Source organism: Rhizobium sp. 05L429, assembly GCF_056397645.1.
Genome location: NZ_JBFTNV010000002.1, coordinates 166,021 through 188,613, shown reverse-complemented (window position 1 = coordinate 188,613; position 22,593 = coordinate 166,021). Strand labels below are relative to the sequence as shown.

General features: G+C 59.6%; 19 protein-coding genes and 2 pseudogenes. 9 read left to right on the top strand and 12 right to left on the bottom strand.

Features of this window, described 5'->3' with window-relative positions; all coding sequences use genetic code 11:
• Positions 1-155 precede the first annotated feature (155 nt).
• Entirely contained in the window at positions 156-1,199 is a 1,044-nt protein-coding gene (locus tag AC1DNW_RS02615) for an aldo/keto reductase (RefSeq protein WP_477851822.1), read from the bottom strand.
• Between the two features lie 206 nt (positions 1,200-1,405).
• Between AC1DNW_RS02615 and fabD the strand changes: the two genes are divergently transcribed.
• The 7 genes from fabD (at position 1,406) to gmk (ending at position 7,905) form a co-directional block, all read left to right on the top strand.
• Entirely contained in the window at positions 1,406-2,350 is a 945-nt protein-coding gene (gene fabD / locus AC1DNW_RS02610; RefSeq protein ID WP_113311653.1) for an ACP S-malonyltransferase, read from the top strand.
• A gap of 29 nt (positions 2,351-2,379) precedes the next feature.
• On the top strand, positions 2,380-3,117 hold the full coding sequence (fabG, locus tag AC1DNW_RS02605; protein ID WP_113311640.1) for a 3-oxoacyl-[acyl-carrier-protein] reductase: 738 nt from the start codon (positions 2,380-2,382) through the stop codon (positions 3,115-3,117).
• Positions 3,118-3,402: 285 nt separating this feature from the next.
• Positions 3,403-3,639, top strand: a complete 237-nt coding sequence (locus AC1DNW_RS02600) for an acyl carrier protein (protein WP_003547058.1) — start codon at positions 3,403-3,405, stop codon at positions 3,637-3,639.
• A 93-nt stretch (positions 3,640-3,732) separates the two neighbouring features.
• On the top strand, positions 3,733-4,995 hold the full coding sequence (gene fabF, locus AC1DNW_RS02595) for a beta-ketoacyl-ACP synthase II (RefSeq protein WP_113509083.1): 1,263 nt from the start codon (positions 3,733-3,735) through the stop codon (positions 4,993-4,995).
• Between the two features lie 118 nt (positions 4,996-5,113).
• Positions 5,114-6,334 carry an endolytic transglycosylase MltG gene (gene mltG / locus AC1DNW_RS02590; protein ID WP_113311652.1) on the top strand — a complete coding sequence of 407 codons (1,221 nt, stop codon included), beginning with the start codon at positions 5,114-5,116 and terminating at the stop codon, positions 6,332-6,334.
• Positions 6,335-6,351: 17 nt separating this feature from the next.
• Positions 6,352-7,239 (top strand): YicC/YloC family endoribonuclease, encoded by an 888-nt coding sequence (locus tag AC1DNW_RS02585; protein WP_113311639.1) that lies wholly within the window; start codon positions 6,352-6,354, stop codon positions 7,237-7,239.
• A 3-nt stretch (positions 7,240-7,242) separates the two neighbouring features.
• Positions 7,243-7,905 (top strand): guanylate kinase, encoded by a 663-nt coding sequence (gene gmk, locus AC1DNW_RS02580; RefSeq protein WP_113295241.1) that lies wholly within the window; start codon positions 7,243-7,245, stop codon positions 7,903-7,905.
• Between the two features lie 55 nt (positions 7,906-7,960).
• Here the strand turns inward: gmk and rsmA are convergent, their stop codons facing one another.
• From rsmA to AC1DNW_RS02545, 7 genes and pseudogenes are all read right to left on the bottom strand, one after another.
• Complete coding sequence (gene rsmA, locus AC1DNW_RS02575) at positions 7,961-8,788, bottom strand: 16S rRNA (adenine(1518)-N(6)/adenine(1519)-N(6))-dimethyltransferase RsmA (protein ID WP_113311638.1); 828 nt, start codon at positions 8,786-8,788, stop codon at positions 7,961-7,963.
• Complete coding sequence (gene pdxA, locus AC1DNW_RS02570) at positions 8,788-9,816, bottom strand: 4-hydroxythreonine-4-phosphate dehydrogenase PdxA (RefSeq protein WP_113311637.1); 1,029 nt, start codon at positions 9,814-9,816, stop codon at positions 8,788-8,790. Before pdxA ends, rsmA begins: the two co-directional genes overlap by 1 nt.
• A gap of 7 nt (positions 9,817-9,823) precedes the next feature.
• Positions 9,824-10,765: a peptidylprolyl isomerase gene (locus tag AC1DNW_RS02565; RefSeq protein ID WP_113295244.1), complete on the bottom strand. Its 942-nt coding sequence runs from the start codon at positions 10,763-10,765 to the stop codon at positions 9,824-9,826.
• Positions 10,766-10,954: 189 nt separating this feature from the next.
• On the bottom strand, positions 10,955-13,309 hold the full coding sequence (locus AC1DNW_RS02560) for an LPS-assembly protein LptD (protein WP_113311636.1): 2,355 nt from the start codon (positions 13,307-13,309) through the stop codon (positions 10,955-10,957).
• Positions 13,309-14,397: an LPS export ABC transporter permease LptG gene (gene lptG / locus AC1DNW_RS02555; protein WP_113311635.1), complete on the bottom strand. Its 1,089-nt coding sequence runs from the start codon at positions 14,395-14,397 to the stop codon at positions 13,309-13,311. The genes AC1DNW_RS02560 and lptG overlap by 1 nt, the downstream gene beginning before the upstream one ends.
• Positions 14,394-15,575, bottom strand: a complete 1,182-nt coding sequence (locus tag AC1DNW_RS02550; protein WP_113311634.1) for an LptF/LptG family permease — start codon at positions 15,573-15,575, stop codon at positions 14,394-14,396. The genes lptG and AC1DNW_RS02550 overlap by 4 nt, the downstream gene beginning before the upstream one ends.
• 99 nt (positions 15,576-15,674) lie before the next feature.
• Positions 15,675-16,449: pseudogene (locus tag AC1DNW_RS02545) on the bottom strand (phosphatase PAP2 family protein).
• Between the two features lie 141 nt (positions 16,450-16,590).
• Here AC1DNW_RS02545 and AC1DNW_RS02540 point away from each other — a divergent pair.
• Together AC1DNW_RS02540 and AC1DNW_RS02535 are read left to right on the top strand one after the other, a co-directional pair.
• Positions 16,591-18,084 (top strand): leucyl aminopeptidase, encoded by a 1,494-nt coding sequence (locus AC1DNW_RS02540; RefSeq protein WP_113311632.1) that lies wholly within the window; start codon positions 16,591-16,593, stop codon positions 18,082-18,084.
• Entirely contained in the window at positions 18,081-18,530 is a 450-nt protein-coding gene (locus AC1DNW_RS02535; RefSeq protein WP_113311631.1) for a DNA polymerase III subunit chi, read from the top strand. Before AC1DNW_RS02540 ends, AC1DNW_RS02535 begins: the two co-directional genes overlap by 4 nt.
• A gap of 110 nt (positions 18,531-18,640) precedes the next feature.
• Here the strand turns inward: AC1DNW_RS02535 and AC1DNW_RS02530 are convergent, their stop codons facing one another.
• The 4 genes and pseudogenes from AC1DNW_RS02530 to AC1DNW_RS02515 all read right to left on the bottom strand — a co-directional run bounded on the left by AC1DNW_RS02530 (position 18,641) and on the right by AC1DNW_RS02515 (position 22,534).
• Positions 18,641-19,192, bottom strand: a complete 552-nt coding sequence (locus AC1DNW_RS02530) for a GrpB family protein (RefSeq protein ID WP_113311630.1) — start codon at positions 19,190-19,192, stop codon at positions 18,641-18,643.
• 75 nt (positions 19,193-19,267) lie between these two features.
• Entirely contained in the window at positions 19,268-20,194 is a 927-nt protein-coding gene (locus tag AC1DNW_RS02525; RefSeq protein WP_477851821.1) for a Gfo/Idh/MocA family protein, read from the bottom strand.
• An 88-nt stretch (positions 20,195-20,282) separates the two neighbouring features.
• Positions 20,283-20,600 (bottom strand): annotated as a pseudogene (locus AC1DNW_RS02520) (polysaccharide deacetylase family protein); the annotation flags it as partial.
• Positions 20,601-20,647: 47 nt separating this feature from the next.
• Positions 20,648-22,534, bottom strand: coding sequence for an ABC-F family ATP-binding cassette domain-containing protein (locus AC1DNW_RS02515; RefSeq protein ID WP_113509190.1), 1,887 nt, complete (start codon positions 22,532-22,534; stop codon positions 20,648-20,650).
• Positions 22,535-22,593: the final 59 nt, after the last annotated feature.

Here is a 22,593-nt window from a genome sequence, read left to right as displayed (position 1 = left end):
GCCCTCCGTTCAGCCACCAGCCAGAAGACCGGGTTAACGAACAGGCGCGCTTATACGGACTTTTGAGCGAAAGGCAAGCGCATATGGCAGAAAAGCCGGTCATGCGCTTGCGAGCCAGAAGCGTCAAGACGCGGAGCGCTCACGTGATGACGCCTTTAAAGCGGCATCGGATACTGCCGGTGCACCTTCTCGATTTCGTCAAGCACATCACTGCTGAGCGCCACGTTCGTCGATCCGATATCCGTTCTCAGCTGCGCCATCGAGGTTGCGCCAATAATAACAGAAGTCATGAAGCGGCGGGTCAGGCAGAAGGCGAGCGCCATCTGGGCCGGGTCGAGGCCGTGGCGGGCGGCAATCTCCAGATAGGCCTTAGTCGGTGCTTCTTGAAGCGGCTGCAGGCGGCCGCCGAGGTCGCCGTTGATCGAGGCGCGTGTGCCCTCGGGCTTCGCACCGTTGATGTACTTGCCGCTGAGAATACCCGCAGCGAGTGGCGAATAGGCGAGCAACCCGACGTCTTCGTGATGGGATAGTTCCGCCATGTCGAGATCGAAGTGACGATAGAGGAGATTGTATTCGTTCTGGACGCTGGCGACGCGCGGCAGGTTCAGTTGCTCGGACAGCGTCACATATTTCTGCGTGCCCCAGGTCGTCTCGTTGGAGAGGCCGAAGGCGCGGATCTTGCCTTCCTTCACCAATCCGCCCACCGTTTCCAGGATATCGGTCATGTTGGCGACGGCTTTGGCGCGGTCCTGCTTAAAAGGATCGTAGTGCCAGCTCTGGCGGAAATGGAAATGGCCGCGGTTCGGCCAGTGGATCTGGTAGAGATCGACATAGTCGGTCTTCAGCCGCTTCAGACTGGCCTCAAGCGCCATACGAATGTTCTTGGCATCGGCGCCTTCGCCGCCGCGCAAATAGGAGCGGCCAGTTCCTGCAACCTTGGTGGCAAGCACGATATCCTTCCGCTTGCCGGTCTTCTCGAACCAGCTGCCGATATAGTCTTCCGTCCGGCCCTGCGTTTCGGCCGAAACCGGCGTGGTCGGATAAAGCTCGGCAGTATCGAAGAAATTGACGCCCTCCTGGACGGCGTAGTCCATCTGCTCATGGGCTTCCGCTTCGCTGTTCTGTGTGCCCCAGGTCATGGTGCCAAGGCAAATCTCGGAAACGGAAATATCTGTGCGGCCTAATTTATTGTATTTCATTGGGAACCTTGGGGGTGGGCTTGAAAAGGAAAGGCTTGGAAAGAGCTGCGCAAACTTAGGCTGGATTTGATGAAGCGCAAGAGGAAAAACCGGGCTTTAGCGCTGGTGCGAAAGGCTTTGGAGAGAATGGGCCGCCACTTGACTCTGAAAGAAAGAATGTCAATTGGAGGCGAAATGGCCCGATGGGCACTATCGAGGGACAGAATATGACCATTGCTTTCACTTTTCCCGGCCAGGGCAGCCAGGCCGTCGGCATGGGCAAAGATCTCGCCGAGAATTTCGCGGAAGCCCGCGCCGTGTTTGACGAAGTCGATGAAGCGCTCGGTGAAAAGCTTTCGGACGTGATGTTCAACGGTCCCGAGGACAAGCTGACGCTGACGGCGAATGCCCAGCCGGCGCTGATGGCCGTCTCCATGGCCGTCATCCGTGTTCTGGAAGCCAAGGGCCTCGATCTGAAGGCGAAGGTCACCTACGTCGCCGGCCATTCGCTCGGCGAATATTCCGCCCTCTGTGCCGCCGGCACTTTCTCGATATCAGACACAGCCCGCCTTCTGCGCATCCGCGGCAATGCTATGCAGGCAGCCGTACCTGTCGGCGTCGGCGCCATGGCCGCCATCATCGGCCTCCAACATGCCGACGTTCAGGCCCTCTGCGAGGAAGCTTCAGCCATCGGCTCCTGTCAGATCGCCAATGACAATGGCGGCGGTCAGCTCGTCATATCAGGCGAGAAGTCGGCTGTCGAAAAGGCCGCGGGCCTTGCGACCGACAAGGGCGCCAAGCGCGCCATCCTGCTGCCGGTCTCCGCTCCCTTCCATTCGAAGCTGATGGCGCCTGCCGCAGACGCCATGCGCGAGGCACTCGCCGGTGTGAAGAAGACCAATCCGGTCGTGCCCGTCATCGCTAATGTCCGCGCCGCTCCCGTCACTGACGCTGAGGAGATCGCCGCACTTCTCGTCGAGCAGGTCACCGGACAGGTGCGCTGGCGCGAAACGGTGGAATGGTTCGCCGCAAATGGCGTCACCACGCTCTATGAACTCGGTGCCGGCAAGGTGCTGACCGGCCTTGCGCGCCGCATCGACAAGAATATCAATGGTGTTTCTGTAAACGGCCCTGCCGATATCGACGCTGCCATTGCCGCTCTCACGGCCTGATTGCCCCACTTCATATAAGGAACGTTCCCATGTTCGATCTTTCCGGCCGCAAGGCTCTCGTCACCGGCGCATCGGGCGGCATTGGCGAAGAAATCGCCCGCCTTCTCCATAAGCAGGGCGCCATTGTCGGCCTGCACGGTACCCGCGTCGAAAAGCTCGAGGCTTTGGCAAACGAACTCGGTGACCGCGTGAAGATCTTCCCGGCGAACCTGTCGGATCGCGACGAGGTCAAGGCTCTCGGCCAGAAGGCGGAAGCCGATCTCGAAGGTGTCGATATCCTGGTCAACAACGCCGGCATCACCAAGGACGGTCTCTTCGTGCGCATGAGCGACGAGGACTGGGATGCCGTTCTCGAAGTGAACCTGACGGCGACCTTCCGCCTGACGCGAGAGCTCACCCATCCGATGATGCGCCGCCGTTACGGCCGCATCATCAACATCACCTCAATCGTTGGCGTGACCGGCAATCCGGGACAGGCGAACTACTGCGCTTCCAAGGCCGGCATGATCGGTTTCTCTAAGTCGCTGGCCCAGGAAATCGCCACCCGCAACGTGACAGTCAACTGCGTCGCTCCGGGCTTTATCGAAAGCGCCATGACCGGCAAGCTGAACGATAAGCAGAAGGAAACGATCATGGGTGCGATCCCCATGAAGCGCATGGGAACCGGCGCCGAAGTGGCCTCTGCCGTCGTCTATCTGGCCTCCTCGGAAGCGGCCTATATGACGGGCCAGACGCTGCACGTAAACGGCGGCATGGCCATGATCTGAAACGATTAGCTGCCGCGGCCGCCAATTTCACCCAATAGCGTGTTGAGCAATCACGAACGGTTGATTTTCTGGCTTTGCGGCAGACTTAAAGCATGTTAAGCGGGCCATGACTGTCAACAGTCGTCCCGAAAAAAGCAGACGGACCGGCGGGCTTTTCGCAAGCCTGGGACTTCTCTAAAGCCGGGTAAACGAGTTTGCCGAGGATGTCTGAAAGCATCGCAGGCTGAAACAGGGTGGGGTGTCAGAAAGACATTCCGATCAGGACATAAGGTCGAGGAAACCGACATGAGCGATATCGCAGAACGCGTAAAGAAAATTGTTATTGATCATCTTGGCGTCGATGCCGACAAGGTTGTCGAGAGCGCCAGCTTTATCGACGATCTGGGCGCTGACTCGCTCGACACGGTCGAACTGGTCATGGCTTTCGAAGAAGAATTCGGCGTCGAAATTCCCGACGATGCCGCTGACTCGATCCTGACGGTCGGCGATGCCGTGAAGTTTATTGAGAAGGCTCAGGCCTGATTCTGTGCATTCGAGAAAGGGCGGGCCAAGAGTCCGCCCTTTTCTTTTGAGCATGTTTCTCCATAAAACATAATAGACGGGGGAAAGCAGTCGATGAGAAGGGTCGTCATTACAGGTACCGGCATGGTATCGCCCTTGGGGTGCGGAACGGAAATTACCTGGTCCCGCCTGCTTGCGAGCGTAAACGGTGCCCGCCTCGTGACCGAGTTCGAGGTCGAAGATCTCCCCGCAAAGATTGCTTGCCGCATTCCCGTCGGTGACGGTTCCGAAGGCACGTTCAATGCCGACGACTGGATGGAGCCGAAGGAACAGCGCAAGGTCGATCCCTTCATCATTTACGGCATGGCAGCAGCCGAAATGGCGCTGAACGACGCAAATTGGCACCCTGAGGCAGATGAAGATCAGATCGCCACCGGCGTGCTGATCGGCTCGGGCATCGGCGGCATCGAAGGCATTGTCGAAGCCGGCTATACGCTGCGCGACAAGGGCCCGCGCCGCATCTCTCCATTCTTCATTCCTGGCCGTCTGATCAATCTCGTGTCCGGGCAGGTTTCCATTCGCCACAAGCTGCGCGGTCCCAATCATTCGGTCGTCACTGCCTGTTCTACCGGCGCGCATGCGATCGGCGATGCAGCTCGGCTGATCGCACTCGGCGATGCCGATGTCATGGTTGCCGGGGGCACGGAATCGCCCGTCAGCCGCATCTCGCTTGCCGGTTTTGCCGCCTGCAAGGCGTTATCGACGCAGCACAATGACGACCCGCAGAAGGCGTCGCGCCCCTACGACAAGGACCGTGACGGTTTCGTCATGGGCGAGGGCGCCGGCATCGTGGTTCTCGAAGAGCTGGACCATGCGCTGGCACGCGGCGCCAAGATCTACGCCGAAGTGGTCGGCTACGGCCTTTCCGGCGATGCCTTCCACATCACCGCGCCGTCGGAAGACGGCGACGGCGCGTTCCGCTGCATGACCATGGCACTTAAGCGCGCCGGCTTGACGCCTGCCGATGTCGACTACATCAACGCCCATGGCACTTCGACCATGGCTGACACGATCGAACTTGGTGCTGTCGAGCGTCTCGTCGGCAATGCGGCGTCAAAGATCTCCATGTCGTCGACCAAATCTGCGACCGGCCATCTCTTGGGTGCTGCCGGTGCCATCGAGGCGATCTTCACGACCCTCGCAATCCGGGATAACATCGCCCCTCCGACGCTCAATCTCGACAATCCTGAGCGGGAGACCGCAATCGATCTTGTTCCGCACAAGGCTCGTGAGCGAGAAATTAACGTGGCGCTATCCAACTCGTTCGGATTCGGCGGCACGAATGCATCGCTCGTGCTGCGCCGCTACGTCGGGTAACAGGCGGTTCACGAGCACGGGCGAACGTCAAACGGCGCCATGACGCGCGGCAGAACCTGTTTTTGCCGCATTACTTCGCGAAATAGCGAAGCGGGGGCCAAGTTTTAGAGGATTGCCGGTGAGCGATACGACCAACCAGAGCAGCGACAACGGCCAGCCGGCGCAGAAGGGACCGATCATCCCGAAGTCGCCGAGCGAAGCCCTGCGGCCGGAACGTGTTCCCGAGCCGCCGAAGCGCTCCAGGAATGCCCGCAGCCAGGTCATCCTCTTCCTGAATTTCGTGATGACCATGGCCGTGGTCGTCTGCATCGCCGGCCTCATCGGCTTCTACTACGCCATCACGGCTTATCAGAGCCCCGGTCCGCTGCAGACGAACACCAACTTCATCATCCGCAACGGCGCAGGCCTTGCGGAAATCGCCACGAACCTCGAGCGCAATCTCATCATTTCGGATGCCCGCGTCTTTCGTTATCTGACGGCGACCCATCTCAACGCCGGCGAGAGCCTCAAGGCCGGTGAATACGAGATCAAGGCGCATGCATCCATGAACGAGATCATGGAGCTCCTGAAATCTGGAAAATCCATCCTCTATTCCGTCTCCTTCCCCGAGGGGCTGACGGTGCGGCAGATGTTCGATCGCATGCTGGATGATCCGGTCCTCGAAGGCGACCTGCCGGCGGCTCTTCCTTCGGAAGGCAGCCTGCGGCCCGATACCTACAAGTTCTCGCGCGGCACCAAGCGTTCCGAGATCATCGACCAGATGGCCGCCGCCCAGCAGAAGCTGGTCGACCAGATTTGGGAACGGCGCGATCCTTCCCCGCTCCTGAAGAGCAAGGAAGAATTCGTCACCCTCGCCTCGATCGTCGAGAAGGAGACAGGTGTGCCGGATGAGCGCGCCCATGTCGCTTCCGTCTTCCTGAACCGTCTCGGCAAGGGCATGCGCCTGCAGTCCGATCCGACGATCATCTATGGTCTCTTCGGCGGCGAGGGCAAACCTTCCGACCGGCCGATTTACCAATCCGATCTGAAGAAAGAGACGCCGTACAACACTTACGTCATCAAGGGCCTGCCGCCGACGCCGATCGCTAATCCAGGCAAGGACGCGCTGGAAGCCGTCGCCAATCCCTGGAAGACGCAGGACCTCTATTTCGTCGCCGATGGCACCGGCGGTCACGTTTTCGCGGCGACGCTCGATGATCACAACGCCAACGTCAAGCGCTGGCGCAAGCTGGAGGCGGACAAGGGCGCGGATCCCGAAATTGCCGTTGACGGTCAGCCGGAAGACCAGCCTGCGGACAATACATCGGTGGTTCCGCCGAAGAAAAAGAAGATCAACTGATATCGGGAGGCCCTTCGATGGCATTGCAGTCCATGACCGGTTTTGCGCGGCGCGAGGGAACGACCGGCCGCTGGCGCTGGGCATGGGAACTGCGTTCGGTCAACGGCAAGGGGCTCGATCTCCGCCTTCGTCTGCCACCCGGCCTGGAGCGCCTCGAACCGGATGTTCGCCGCATTGCAGGCGAGAATTTCAGCCGCGGCAATCTGCAGGCCACACTGTCCCTGAATTCAGGTGAAGGCCAGCTTGAAGCCGTGCTCAATCAGGACGCCTTTGCTGCCGTTCTCGCCATGCGCGACAAGCTGGAGGGTCTGATCGATCCGGCGCCGCTGAGGCTCGACACGCTGCTTTCCATCCGTGGTCTTGTCGATTTCCGCGAGACGCAGGACAGCGAAGAGACGGTTGCCGCCCGCGACGCCGATATCCTGGCAGGAGTGACGGCTGCTCTTGCCGATCTCAAGACCATGCGTGAGCAGGAGGGAGCAGCACTCACACGCGTGCTTCTCGGCCATATCGCGACGATCGAAGGGCTGACGAGCACGATCGAGGCCGATCCCTCCCGCTCGCCGCAGGAGATCGCGGCAAGGCTCTCCGCACAGGTCGCGCTGCTCATGGAAGGCACCGGCGCGCTTGACCGCGACCGACTGCACGCCGAAGCAGCGCTGCTCGCCACCAAGGCGGATCTGCGCGAAGAGATCGACCGGCTGAAGGCTCATGTCGCCGCCGCCCGCGATCTTTTGGCGAAGGGCGGCCCCGTCGGACGAAAGCTCGATTTCCTTGCACAGGAATTTAACCGAGAATCGAATACCATCTGCTCGAAGTCGAACGCTTCGGCCGTCACCGCGGCAGGAATTGAGCTGAAGGTGGTGATCGATCAGTTCCGCGAGCAGGTCCAGAATTTGGAGTAGGACATGAGCCCGGCGAAAACCTCGCCCATCCAGATCGCCCGTCGCGGTCTGATGCTGGTCATCTCGTCGCCTTCGGGTGCCGGTAAATCCACCATCGCGCGTACGCTCTTGGAAACGGACAGGCAGATCGGTCTTTCCGTCAGCGTCACGACCCGCCAGCGTCGTCCGAGCGAAGTGGAAGGCGTGCACTATCATTTCAAGAGCGTGCGTGAATTCGAGCGGCTGCGCGATTCTGATTCCCTGCTGGAATGGGCCGAGGTTCACGGCAATTTCTACGGCACGCCTCGCGAGCCCGTCGAGCAGGCCATGTCCGAAGGCCGCGATATGCTGTTCGATATCGACTGGCAGGGTGCCCAACAATTGCAGCAGAAGATGCAGGCTGACGTCGTGTCGATATTCGTGCTGCCGCCGACTATGACCGAGTTGCAGTCTCGCCTTCATCGCCGCGCTGAGGATTCCGAGGAGGTCATCCAGACGCGCCTCGCAAACTCCCGCGCTGAGATCGCCCACTGGCGCGAATATGACTACGTCATCATCAATGACGACCTGAACGCCGCATTCGACGCTGTGCAGTCGATCGTCAAGGCCGAGCGGCTGCGCCGCGACCGCCGCCATGGCATGTTCGATTTCGTCCGCGAATTGCTGGAAGAGACGCCGGTTCTTTAGAGCAATCCCAGCAAAAGTGTGAAGCGGTTTTGCGTCCGGAATTGCGTGAAATGCTCTAAAGACTGTTCGCCAAGCGGCAGAATTCTTCCACGGATAGGGTCTCCGCGCGTCGAGCCGGATCGATACCAGCTTTGTTAAGCAGAGTTTCGCCGCCGATCGGCTTCAGGCTCTGGCGCAGCATCTTGCGGCGCTGGCCGAAGGCGGCTTGCGTCACCTTCTCCAGATTGGCGACAGAGCAGGGGATGGGTTTCTCGATCGGCGTCAGGTGGACCACCGTCGACGTGACCTTCGGCGGCGGCGTGAAAGCCTGTGGCGGAATATCGAATGCCATACGGGCATCGGTGCGCCAGCCCGCGAGCACGCCGAGACGGCCATAGTGATCGTCGTCCTCCGAAGCGACGATCCGCTCGCCGACTTCTTTCTGGAACATCAGTGTCAGAGATTGCCAGAAGGGCGGCCATGCCTTCGGCAGCAGCCAGTTCACAAGCAATTGCGTACCGACATTGTAGGGCAGGTTAGAGATGATCTTGACGGGGCCTTCCGGCGCCATTCCTTCGAAATCCGTCTTCAGCGCATCGCCTTCGATGACCTCCAGCCGACCGGGATAATGGTCGGCGATCTCAGCGAGAGCCGGCAGGCAGCGTGCATCGCGCTCGACCGCGATGACCTTCTTCGCACCGAGCGCCAGGATGGCGCGCGTCAAGCCACCGGGCCCGGGGCCGACTTCGAAGACGGTCGTATTTTCAAGCGCACCTGCAGTGCGAGCGACCTTCTGCGTCAGGTTGAGATCAAGCAGGAAGTTCTGCCCGAGCGCCTTGCGCGCATCGAGCCCATGACGCTGGATAACCTCGCGAAGCGGCGGCAGACCGTCGAGTGCAGCCATCAAAGATGGCTTTCCGCAGTACGTCCAAGCTGAGCGCCGAGCTTGAGCGCAGCAACGAGGCTCGTCTCGCGTGCAAGCCCCTTGCCGGCAACGCCGAAGGCGGTGCCGTGGTCGGGAGAGCTGCGCACGAAAGGAAGGCCGAGCGTCACATTTACGGAATCGTCGAAGCCGAGCGCCTTGGCCGGGATCAGCGCCTGATCGTGATACATGCAGACGGCAACGTCATAACGCGTGCGCGCCTCGTCATGGAACATCGTGTCGGCGGGGAGGGGCCCAATCGCATCGATACCTTCGTCACGAAGGACCTGAACCGCCGGATGGATGATGGTCTCATCCTCGTTGCCGATCGCACCGCCTTCGCCCGCATGCGGATTGAGCCCAGCAATGGCCAGGCGTGGAGAGTCGATTCCGAACCGCTGCTTCAGATCCCTGTCTGCGATCCGGCAGGTTTCAACGATCAGGCCGAGCGTCAACGCCTGTGGCACATCCTTGAGCGGAATGTGGATCGTGACAGGAATAGCGCGCAGTTTCGGTCCGGCGAGCATCATGACCGGCATGATCGACTGACCGGTCGCATGCATGGCGAGATCGGCAAGAAATTCCGTATGACCTGGAAACTTGAACCCCGCCTCGTAGAGCACCGACTTGGCGATTGGATTGGTGACGACCGCAAGCGCCTCGCCCTGCATGACGAGCGCTACAGCGGCTTCGATCGAGGCGATCGTGCCCTTTGCCGTTGCGACATGCGGCTCTCCGGCGGCAACATCGATGCCAGCCGGTATCGGTATGACCGGTAGCGCGTCCACAAATGCACCGAGACTTTCGGCTGTGTTGTCGATGCTGCGCAGGGGAACATCAAGGCCGAGTTTTCGTGCCCGAATCGCAAGCACATCGGGATCGCCGATCAGGAAGAATGGCGGCAATCCAAGCTCGCGTCTGCGAAGCCAGGCCATGAGGGTGATATCAGGCCCAACGCCGGCGGGGTCGCCCTGCGTCAGTGCAAGCGGTCGCGAAAACGGTGTCGCCATGAAAAGATCAACGGTAGATGATCTGCGCGTTTTTACGCAGTTCATCCAGATACTTGGAGGCGTTTTCATTTTCCGGCGCCGCGGATTTGTCCGATTTGGCCTTGTCCAGGTCTTCCTGACGGAACACCATTTCGGCCGCCTGGTCGTCCGAAACCTGGCGCTGGCTGCAGATCGCGAGATATTCCACGCCCTTGTCGGTCACACGCGTAGCCGTGGTATTGCCTTTGGCCCCTATGACCAGATCCTTCCAGTCCGCCGGAATTTCCGGGGCCAGCATGCGGCCGAGATCGCGGATCGAAACGTCCCGCATTGTGGCGGCGAAAGTCTTTGCCTGATCGCAGCCCGGATATTTGGAGCGTGACGCTTCGGCCTCGCTCTTGCGCTTGCCGGTGATCGCGTTGCGCTTGGATGCGGGAACAACGAAGATGACCTGCTGCAGCATATATTCTGTCGTCACCGGCTTCTGCTTGTTGTTCTGCATCATGCGGTTGACCAGGTCGAAATTCGATAGGCGCGCACTGGAGCCGTAACGCGCGTTGACGACGCGCGGCCAGCTCATCTGCACGGCAATGAAGCTCTTGAAATGATCGACACCGACGCCGGCACGGTCGAGGATCTGCCCCATCTGCTCGACGGAAAGCTTGTTGCTGGAGGCAAACCGGGCGAAGGAAGCGTTGACGTCGTCCTGCGAGACGGACATGCGCACGCGGGAGACTTCCTGCCGCTTTAACGCCTCGTCGACAAGCTGTTCTTCCGCGGCCTTCGCATCGGGTTTCTGGCGCTGCAGGCGCATGAAGGCCTGTCGCTTGGCAACGTCGCCGCTGGTGATGGCGGTACCGTTTACCACCGCCTTAACTTCGCTGGCGGCGAAGACAGGGGTGCTGAAGGCAGCAAGCATGAAGGCTGCGCCTGCAATAAGCGTGGTTACGGTTTTCTTCGCGTCAATCATCTGTTGACCTCCCGATAGCGCCGCACGGTCCAGCGCGCGGCGTTCTTACCATATACACTGAGACCAGCGGAAATCGCATCTCTTGCTCCGCGACTCCCTATGCCTCACATAACGACTGGTCGCAATGTCCTGCACAGGCTTACGGCGAAAGAATGGCCCGGCCGGAGATTTCCGGCCGTCCATCTTTCATCAGAGGCTGTTTGCAGAGTCACCGGTGCCAAGCCTGATATCGCCGAGCGTGCGGAAGGTCAGGCGGGCAGCGATTGTCCAGTCGCTTGCCGTTTGATCCGTCGTATCACGCCTATCCACATAGGCGATCGTGAAGATCGTGCACTCGTCCTCATAGGAAATGCCGAGCGTACGTCTGGTGACGACATCATTGTTCAGATCCCAGGCAATGCCGCCGAAGATCGACCAGTAATCCTTGAACTTGACCCTGGCGCTTGTCTGAATCTCGTCATTGTCTTCGGCAAAGCCATATTCCGGCTGGGCGGTAACGTGCGTATAGGTGACCTGGCCCGAGAAGGTATCGTTCTGATAGGCCGTGGTCAGATCGCCGCGATTGAACGAGAAATCCTTCTCGTCCAACCGGTAAGATGCCGCAACGGAAAGACCGAAAGGCATTTCGATGCCGCCGAGGCCGACATAGTCGGAACGGTCGGTCTCAAGGCCCGACTCGGCTCCGACATTCACGAGGTCGTCGGTCGCAAACGAGTTCTGACCCGCGAGCTGATAGGACTGTCCGAAGATGCCGTGCAGCTTATAGCCGCTGTCGAAGGTGCCGGTGTACTGGAAGCCGAGATTCGCTCGCGTCCCGCCTTCGATACGGTCGTAGCCGGAGAATCGGTCGCGGTCGAAAAGATTGGTCGCATCGAAAACGAAGCTTTGGGCGTCTTCGTTCGGCAGGCGGCCGGCGAGCGGTTCATCCGGTCGTGCATAGATCTGGGCGATCGGCTCCAGAACATGCGTGCTGTTGCTGGTTGTGAACAGGATCGGATAGCGCATTTCCAGCCCAGCCGTGACCATTCCGCGCGTTGCCGCATTATCGTCGAGATAATTGCCGGCATACGGAATGCCGTTGGCGTCGACAGGACTGTCCATGTTGAGCGCGAAGGCATCGCCGCGTGCTGCGAGCAACGGTGTGATCAACAGGCCGGTCGGCGTAACGTAGGTGCGCTTCCACTGCACTTCCGTGGTCAAGCGGGTCGTCTGACCCTCCAGGCCGCGGAAGCGGTCGAAACCTGCGACATTATAAAAGTCGTCGTGGGTGCGCGAAATGTTGGTGAGATTGACATCCGCGGAAAGCTCGCCGCCTGCAAGTGGCTGCGGCGCGACATAGTGATAGTCGAGCGTCGGGTAGACGATCGCCTGCTGCTTTTCCGCCGTGTCGTGGCGATCGGCATCCTGTACGTCGAAATAGAAGGCTCTCAGGTCGAAGTAGTTCCGTTTACCGAGACCCGTTAAGTACACGTTATTCGCGTAGGGCGTCCCGGAATAACCCTGGATCCTGTAAGTGCGCGAGAAGTTGTTGTCGCTCTGCGCCATCACATCCCAGCCGAATGTCCAGCGGGGATTGATGCTGAAGTTTGCTCTCGAGGCGACCATGCCGCGCTGTTCGGCTTCGGCATCACTTGTGCCGGTGCTGAAGTTGCCGGGGTTCATCTGGTCGATGCCGGCAATGTGCATGGTCAGCGTGCCGTTTTCAAAGCGCCGGCGATATTCACCCTCAAGCATGAAGCCCTGAGACGTATAGCCGGTGCCCGTAACGGTGAAATCCGAGCTCGGAGAAATGACGTAATAGTATGGAACGGAAAGACCGTAGCCGAGATTTTGCGAAACGCTCATGGACGGGAACAGAAAGCCCGACTTGCGCTTCACGGTATTGTCAGGGACCGTGATCCACGGAACGTAGGCGATCGGCTGTCCGAGCAGTTCGAAACGGGCATGTTCCAGCCGGATCGTGTGCTTCTCGCCGTCCTGAATGACGCGCTTTGCCTTGACCTGCCAGAAGGGCGCGCGATCGGGCTTTTCGGCGCAAGGCAAACAGGCGGTATAGACGCCTTTGTTCAGAATCATCTGCGTGCCGCCGACTCTCTGGCCGGTTTCGGCAACAAGCCGCGTATTGTCGCTCGTCTCGATTCGCAGCGCGTTCATGAAGCCGTCTGCGAAATTGTCGGTCACATCGAGGCTGTCGGCATAGATACGGTTACCGTCAGGGGTCGCCAGTTCGATGTTACCGGTCGCCATCATGCGGCCGGTCTTCTGGTTATAGTCGACCTTCTGGGCTACCATCCGGTAACCACCGTAATTGATCTGCACGCCGCCGATGACAGAGACGATCTCCTGGTCCTTGTCATAGACCAGTTCGTTTGCCGACAGCATCAGTTTTGCGTCCGGCGAGATATTCTGGCCGATCGCAGGCATACCTGTAGTGTTCTCCTGGGCATACGCCAGAGGAGCGCTCTCAAAATAGGAACACAGAGCCGCACCTAGAAGCAGGGCAACCAACTGTTTACTAAACTGCTTGCGGTCGCCTACCGCCACTAGCCATCCTCCTGATGAAGCAGGATCGTCGCTCCTAAAGCGAGCGCCACGATCACTGGTATCCAAGTCGCCACAAACGGCGGCACGACACCGCTGCTTCCGAATGCTTTCACAAGCACGGTGACGACATAAAGCATGAAGCCTGAAAGGATTCCACCCAGAATCACTGAGCGTGATTGGTTGAACCGGCTAAATTTTAAAGACACTGTTGCAGCAATGAGAGTCATGGCCACCAAGAGCAGCGGCTGCGACAGCAGAGAGTTGAATTGAGTCTCAAGCGCCTTCGTGGATATCCCGAAGGATTTGGCAGCAGCGATACGGTTGGAAAGGTCAAAAAAACCAATTGTTTCCGGCGCTGTCAGCCGCTCCTTGATGAAGTCCTGCTTCAGATTGGTACGAAGCCGCTCCGTAGCCTTACGCACCGGGATTTCCCCAGGCTTGCGTTCCACGACGTTGTTAAGCTGCCAGTAACCATCTTCCAATTTGGCGGACGTGGCGTCCTGCCTCAGAATGACCTGACCGGTGGAATCGAAGTGGACAAGCACCGCGTCCACGAGCAGCGTGCCGTTCTCCAGAACGGTCTTGGCGCCGATGATGACATCGTCCCGGCCGCTGATCTGGCGCAGCCACGGAACCTGCAGCGCCTTGATCATGGCATTGTCCTGACCGCGCCAGGCCGTTTCGAATTGCGTTGCCTGCCTCTGCCCCCAGGCGGCGAGCGGATTGAGCGCGACCACCGTCAGCACGCCGAGAATCAGCGAGCCGACGATAAAGGGCAGCATGAACTGCCAGACCGAGATGCCGGCCGCACGGGTGACGACGAGTTCATATTTCCGGTTGAGCCCGATCAGCACGGTAATACCGACGAACAGCGCCACGAAGGGGATCGTTTGCTGCAGGATCAGTGGCAGTCGAACGGCGGTGAGGAGCACAGCACCACCCAGCGTGTAGCCGGGAAAGTTGGAGATGCGGCTTGCCGTCTCGCTGAAGTCGAGCAGAAAAGTGATGGCGCTCATGCCGAGCAGGAACCACATGGTGGTCACGACATACCGGCGGAAAAAATAGCGCGACAATGTCCCGAAAATCATCGCGCCGTACCTCCGCCGGTCCGGCTCGTCGCGGCAAGTACCCGCTTCTGCGCGCGCTTCCAGATCGTTGAGGTGCGATTTCTGACGACAAGCGGCATGGCGAGCCGCTTATGCATGTTCAGGAAAATAATCGAAACAAGGCTGGTCACGATCGGAATCGCATAGAGGATCGGGATATAGATCGTGCTCTTGTCGATCTGGTTGGCAACGTAAAATGCGGCCCAGCGCAATACGAATGCGAGGCCTAGAGCGCCGATCATTGGATGCATGCGTGCCTCGCGATGCGATCGCGCATCCCCGGCGATGGCAAGCGAGAACAGCGCGAAAACGAAAGGAAGCATCCAGTCGGTCAGGCGGCGATGCAGCTCGGCGGTATAGCTGTCGGGCTTGGCGATGTAGTCAGGGTCTTTCGGATCGGGGTTGAGCAGGAAGGCGAGATCGCGATCGCTGGCGCGAAGCGTCGCCTGTCCATTATTTCCCGTCATGTCCGAAAGGTCGAAGGAATAGGAATCGAACTTGATGACCGAGACGTTGCCATCGGGCGTTTTGCGATGGACTTCGCCGTCATGCATGATCAGCGACGTGCCAATATCATCCACGGCGCCCTCTCGCGCATAGTAGATGAGCTCGTAATTCGGGTCGCGCTCGTCGGCGACGAAGAGGCCTTTGAGCATGCGGCCGGCGAGCCGCTGCGAGATCTGCACATAGAGGCCTTCGTCGATCTTGCGGAAGGTCTTTTCCTCGATCACGGATGAAAGAAGATCGGCATAGGTCGCGGCGATCATCTGCCGCACAACCGTTTTCGCACGCGGCTCGACGACATTGTCGACGAAGAACGAGAAGACGCTGACGAGGATTGCGAGCAGCAGGATCGGCCGCGCCAGGATGCTCCGGCGGGCGCCTGCCGCATCGATCACGGTCAGCTCGGAATCGTTGTTCATCGTCGTCAGCGTCTGGGTAATACCGATGACAAGGGCGAAAGGCAGCACGATGGGAATGATCGATGGCAGGATCAGCGTCGCAAGCGTGGCGAAGGAGCCGATCGACTGGCCGCTATCGGTCACCAGGTTGATTCGCTGCAGAACCTGGGTGGTCCAGATGATCGCGAGCACCGGGAGCAGGGCCACAAGAAACATCTGGCCAACACGCCGCAATATATATGTCTCAAGTAGTTTCATGCCCGCCCTTGAACGCACCTGCAGGCCGATTTGGCCGACAGGAGATTCCCTCTACGCTGTTTGTCTCGGTTTTGCGACAAGTCAGTGTCAAAAATTCATTCAAATTTCAGAATTTTTTTTGGCGCTGTGGCGACTCAGCGAGTGCCATCAACGCTGCGAATATAACGACTGAGGACAGCCACCCCAGCACGACGTCGGAAAGATAATGTGCGCCGAATGAAAGCCGCATCGCCGGGGTCAGGATCGAAACGGCGGCAACGGGCGCCACAAGCGCATAACGTACCGATTTCGGAACGAAGATCAGCAGGCAGAACAACCAGCCCGCGCTAGCAGCCTCGCCGGAAATGAAGGAACAGTTCGAGACGCACTTGCCGGCCAATGAACCGGCCTCGGCAAAGTGCAGCGTACCGCCGAAAAAATCCGTCTGGACTGGCCGTGGCCTTCCCCAATGTTCCTTGAGGATCACATTGACGAGGAGAACGGGACCGATCAGCAGCGTGCCAAGCGCAACCTTCAGATCACGGGCGCGGGGCGCGTTGAACGTCGCGCCATGCTGCTGGTAGCACTCCGCCAGTTTCCACAGCATCACCGCGGTCACGACATATGGAACGTAGAAGAAGAGCGTGCGCAAGAGGCCGAGGATAGCCTCGCTCCGGTAGGGGAAGGAGCCGCAGATCTCGGTTGCGGGGGCCGATGCATCACAGACCGCCTGCACGAAAAAAAGCTGGGAAAAATAAATGTCTATCTCGGGAAAGGCGCGGAAGAGAGCAAGCAGCAGCCACCACACCCAGAAGAGCAGCACGAACACGCCGAATGCCGTTTGCGGCAGGCGAACTGCCAGGCCCCGCCATCGATTTTTCGAAAAAACTGTCAACGCAAACATCTACGAAACTGACGAAAACCATTTGGCCGGGTGGCCGCGCGGAACATAACAACTGTCGCCGGCCATTGACAGACCCGGCAAACGCGAAATTATCCCTCTGGAACGGATTTCATGAATCCCATCGGAGAACACATGTCTGCAAAATTCGAAATTTCATTCTCAAAATCGGCAAAGCTGAGTGGCGGCCTCGCGATTCTTCTGAAGACTTCCGAAGCGGAGACAGCGGCCGGAGCTGAGATCGCCGATCCGGCGGGTGTGATCGCCAAGGCGTCGAAGATTGCGCGTTTCTCGGCAAAATCGATGGCCGCTCTCGACCTGGTGGCGCCGGAAGGCGCGCCCGTCGAACGCATCATCGTCATCGGTCTCGGCAAAGGAGCCGAGCTTACCGGTCATGACTGGCTGAAGGCCGGCGGCAGTGCGGCCTCGCGGATCAAGAATACCGAGAAGGCGACGGTTTTCATCGATGCGCCAGGCGTGGAAGTCAGCACCAAGGCTGCGGCGGATTTCGCTCTCGGCATGCTGCTGCGCGCCTACAGCTTCGATACCTATAAGACGAAGAAGAATGACGACGAGGAGAAGCAGGGCAAGTCGGTCAAGGTGACGATCGTCACGGCCGACGCGGCTGCGGTCAAGAAGGCCTTTGCAGATGCCGAGGCTGTCGCCGACGGCGTCAATCTCGCCCGCGACCTGGTCAACGAACCGCCGAATGTTCTCGGCCCTGTTGAATTTGCTGCCAAGGCCAAGGAGTTGGAAAAGCTGGGCGTCGAGGTGGAAATCCTGACCGAGCGCGAAATGCGCCGTCTGGGCATGGGCGCGCTGCTCGGCGTTGCCCAAGGTTCCGTCCGTCCGCCGCGCCTTGCGGTCATGCAGTGGAAGGGCGGTAAGAGCAAGGATCGGCCGATCGCCTTCATCGGCAAGGGCGTGGTCTTCGATACAGGCGGCATCTCGATCAAGCCGGCCGCCAACATGGAGGACATGAAGGGCGACATGGGCGGTGCGGCAGCCGTCACCGGCCTGATGCACACGCTTGCCGCTCGTAAAGCAGCGGTCAATGCTGTCGGCATCATCGGCCTTGTGGAAAACATGCCCGATGGCAACGCCCAGCGTCCGGGCGACATCGTCACTTCGATGTCCGGCCAGACAATCGAGGTGATCAACACCGATGCCGAAGGCCGTCTGGTGCTTTGCGATGCGCTCTGGTACTGCAACGACCGCTTCAAGCCGCAATTCATGATCAATCTCGCGACGCTGACAGGCGCGATCCTGGTCGCCCTCGGCAATAGCCATGCGGGCCTCTTCTCAAATGACGATCCTTTGTCGGCGCAACTGACCTCGGCCGGTCTCGTGACGAACGAGAAGCTGTGGCGCATGCCGCTCGGCAAGGAATATGACAAGATGATCGACAGCAAGTTCGCCGACATGAAGAATACCGGCGGCCGCCTTGCCGGCTCCATCACCGCAGCGCATTTCCTCAAGCGATTCGTGCAGGATACGCCCTGGGCGCATCTCGATATCGCCGGCACGGCCATGGGCTCGGTGCAGGACGAGATCAACCAGTCCTGGGGCTCCGGCTATGGCGTACGCCTGCTCGACGAGCTGGTCCGCACCAGCTACGAAGCACGATGACGGAAATCCTCTTCTACCATCTGACCGAATCGAAACTGGAAGACGCGCTTCCGCCGTTGCTCGACAAGAGTGTCGAGCGCGGCTGGCGCGTTGCCGTCCAGATGAAGGAGGCCGCGCGGCGTGACACGCTGGATGCGCATCTGTGGACCTATCGGGAGGACAGTTTCCTGCCGCATGGTACGGACGAGGCCGATTTCGCCGAGGATCAGCCCGTTCTCCTGACCGTTTCGCCTGACAATCCGAATGCCGCCACCGTCCGCTTCATCGTCGACGGTGCCGAGCCGCCGGCCGTCGCGGATTATGAGCGCATCGTCTTCATGTTCGACGGTTACGATCCGGAGCAACTTGAAGGCGCGCGCGCCCAGTGGAAGAAGCTGAAAGGCGAGGGGCATAACCTCACCTATTGGCAGCAGACGCCGGAAGGGCGGTGGGAGAAGAAGGCCTGACTAGAGCATGTCGCGCAAAAGTGTGCCGCGGTTTTGCGATAACGACATGCAAAAACAAAGGCCTGAAGCGTGGCAAGCGCGTCTGAAAGATCGCGACACGCTTTAGGCCCTCAGGCGAGGCCCGCTTCCGCCAGAACCCTGTCGATGAAATCCTTCTTCGCTCCGGTATAGGCGGCGCGGCTCTCGGCATATTTCTGCGCCAGGCCGATCTTCAACTCCTCATAGGCAAGCGCGAGAGCCGGATCCTTTTGCAGCCTGTCGCGGAAGAAGACGTTCCGCCTCCAGTTGAAGCCCCGATATTCGACGACATGGGCGAGATGCGTGCGCGTCTCGCCTGTGATGCCGCGGCCGAAGAGATGGTCGTCGGGCACGATGTCGGCACCGGCATAGTCGTAGCCGATCGCTTCCATAGGCTTGATGCAGGCAAGCCCGTCATCAAGGCGCCGAACGCCGATCAGGATATCGATGATCGGTTTCGCCTTGATGCCTGGAATGGCGGTGCTGCCGAAGTGCTGGATGTCGATTGCCAGAGGGCCAAGCGCGTCGCGAATCCTGGCCTCCTCCAGCAGATAGGCCTCCCGCCACTTGGCATTGGGGTCGGCAAGCCTCACCGCCAGATGCGGGACGCCCAACCCAAACGATTCATCCTGCTCCTGCTGCATGGAAAACGTCCCTCACGTTTCGTTTTCCTATCCTAGCATTCTGCAGGCGCAATGGCATCTGCCTGCGAAATCCGATCAGTCGCGGAACGCCTCGACGAATTTGCGCTTGCCGAGCATGAAGGCATCGGCGACATGGCGCAGCGGCGCCAGATCGACATCCGACTTGCCGGCCTTGATGAGTTCGGCAAAACGGCGGTAGAGCGAAGGATATTCGGCTTCAGGTGCTGAGAATGTTAGCACGCCATTGACCGAGAGCTTCGAGCCGCCTTCGGAAAGAACCATCTGTCCGGCCGCCGTTTCGGCGATGATGTCCCAGCTCTGCTTGCCCGTCTGGCGCCAGTCGAATTCGGCATGAACGGGAACGTAGTCGACATTGCGGAAATGCAGATCGGCAGCAATCGGCGAGTCGCGGTTTTCAGGGAATTCCAGCGTGCCGGCGCTGAGGAACATTGCCTTGGGCAGAATATGCGTGACGATCGAGAGCGCATTGATACCTGGATCGAAAACGCCGAGGCCTCCGGCCTGCCAGATCCATTCCTGGTTCGGATGCCAGTGACGCACGTCTTCCTTCCAGATGACGTGCATGCTCTTTATCTCGGTCGAGGCAAGGAACGACTTTGCGGCTTCGACGGCGGCTGCATAACGCGAATGCCAGCTTGCAAACAGCGTCGCACCCTGCTTGGTCGCGAGGTCTTCCAGATCTGCGACTTCGCTCAGTGTTGCGCCCGGCGGCTTTTCGAGGAAAACGTGCTTCCCGGCGGCCAGCGCCTTGTAGGCAGCTTCGTAGCGATACTGCGGCGGCATGCAGAGCGAAACGGCATCGATCGAAGGTTCCGCTGCCAGCATGTCTTCGATCGACGTGTAGGCGGCAACGCCGTCTACCGTGCCGTTGCGGCTTGCCGTCGCCACCAGCTTGAAGTCGGCATTGGCGGCAATGGAGGGGAGATGCTGGTCGCGGACGATCTTGCCGACGCCGACGATGGCGAGGTTGATGGCTGACATGGTGAAGCTCGCGTTCGGTGTTTCGCTAAAAGTATGACTTATTGCGCGCCGTTTTATCAGAAAGCGGTCCGTGGGCAAGTCATCGCAATCAGAGCGAAGCCATTTCCACCGGCGCGGAGCTCTTCCTGAATTTCAGCGTCACTACCTTGTAACCCTCCGCCTCGAGTTTCGAAAGCAGTGTTGGCAATATCGTGGCGGTGCGTTTGTGAATGTCATGCATCAGGATGATGCCGCGGCCGCGCTTGTGCAGAAGGTCCATCGTCAGTTTGATGACAGCAACCGGCGTCGTATTGAAATAATTCTTGCTGTCGATTTCCACATCCATGACCACCATGTCGCGCATGGCAACGGCAGCCCGGAGCTTGTGGTTCTCGGCGAGATAAGGGAAGCGGAAGAAGTTCAGGTTGCCTTCGGCCGACCCGGCTTCAAAAATGGTGGTCGGGAGATGACGCCTCAGTTGGCCATCGCTTCCTCATATTCGGCGGAAAGTTCCAGCCATTGCTCTTCGGCGGCGGCGAGCTTCGCGGCAGCTTCGCCGCGCTGCTTGGCTTTTTCGGCGGCTTTGGCGGGCGCTTTTTCGTACAGCACTGGGTCTGCAAGCTCCACATCAAGTCCCTGAATCAGTTTCTCCAGCTTGCCCGTCAAGGATTCGATTTCGTTGATCTTTTTCTTGAGAGGGGCAAGCGAGGCGCGCTTGTCGGCATTCAGCTTGCGCTGATCGGCCCTCGATGCCTGGTCTTCAGACTGTTTCTGCTTTTCGTCGTCTTTTTTTTTGCCCGAAGCGACGATCAGGTCGCGATATTCTTCCATATCGCCTTCGAAACTCGTCACCGTGCCGTTGTTGACCAGCCAGAGGCGGTCGACGGTTGCCTCGATCAGGTGCCGGTCGTGCGAGATCAGGATGACCGCGCCGTCATAATCGTTCAGCGCTTCGATCAGCGCGCGGCGACTGTCGATGTCGAGATGGTTGGTCGGCTCGTCGAGGATCAGGAGGTTCGGCGCATGGAAGGCAGCAAGCCCCATCAGCAGGCGTGCCTTTTCGCCGCCCGAGAGATCCTTGGCCGCCGTCGCCATCTTTTCGGTCGCAAGGCCCATCTGTGCCACGCGGGAGCGCACCTTGGCTTCCGGCTCGGTTGGCATCAGCCGGCGCACATGCTCGACAGGTGTTTCGTTGGGCACGAGGTCGTCGAGTTGGTGTTGGGCAAAGAAGCCGATCTTCAGGCTCGGCGCCAGGCGTAAGTCGCCGCTCTCCGGCGCCAGCCGTCCCGAAATGAATTTCGCGAAAGTCGACTTGCCGTTGCCGTTCGAACCAAGAAGAGCGATGCGGTCGTCATTGTCGATACGCAGGTTAAGCCCCTTGAGGATCGGCTTGCCCGGCTCGTAGCCGACGGCGCCGCCGCTGATCGCGACGATCGGTGAGGCCGGTTGCTTTTCCGGCTCCGGGAAGGTGATCGGCTGGACGTGATCCTCGATGACGGCCGCAACCGTGCCCATGCGCTCCAGCGCCTTGACGCGCGACTGGGCCTGCTTTGCCTTAGAGGCCTTGGCCTTGAAGCGGTCGATGAAGCTCTGCAGGTGCTTGCGTGCGGCGTCGTTCTTCGCCTTGGCCTTCATCTGCAGCTCGTCGGCTTCCGCCTTCTGCCGTTCGAACTGGTCGTAATTGCCGCGGTAGAAGGTCAGTTTCTTCTGGTCGAGGTGAACGATCGAATTGACCGCGTTATTGAGCATATCCCGGTCATGGCTGATGATGATGACAGTATGCGGATAGCGGCGGATATACTCCTCCAGCCACATCGTGCCTTCGAGGTCGAGATAGTTGGTCGGCTCGTCGAGCAGCAGCAGGTCCGGCTCGGTGAAGAGCACGGAGGCGAGCGCCACGCGCATGCGCCAGCCACCGGAGAAGGACGAGGCGGGCCGTGCCTGCGCTTCCTGATCGAAGCCGAGGCCCGAAAGAATGCTGGCGGCGCGTGCCTCCGCCGAATGGGCGTCGATATCGACGAGGCGCATCTGGATCTCGGCGATACGATGCGGATCGGTTGCGGTCTCCGCCTCGGCAAGCAGTGCCGCGCGCTCCTTGTCGGCAGAAAGCACGATCGTGATCAGCGAATCCTCTGTTCCCGGCGCTTCCTGCTTCACCTGACCCATGCGCGCATTCTTCGGGATCGATATTGTCCCGCTTTCCGCTCCCAGATCGCCGGTTATGACGCGAAAGAGAGTGGACTTGCCGGCGCCATTGCGCCCCACGAGCCCGGCTTTCGTGCCTGACGGCAGCGAGACGCTGGCATGGTCGAGAAGCAGGCGGCCGGCGATGCGGGCAGAAATATCTGAAATCGTGATCATGGGCGCGGTTTTGGCCGAAAGCCGCCGCCAAGGCAAGATGGGAGCGACGAGCTTTGATG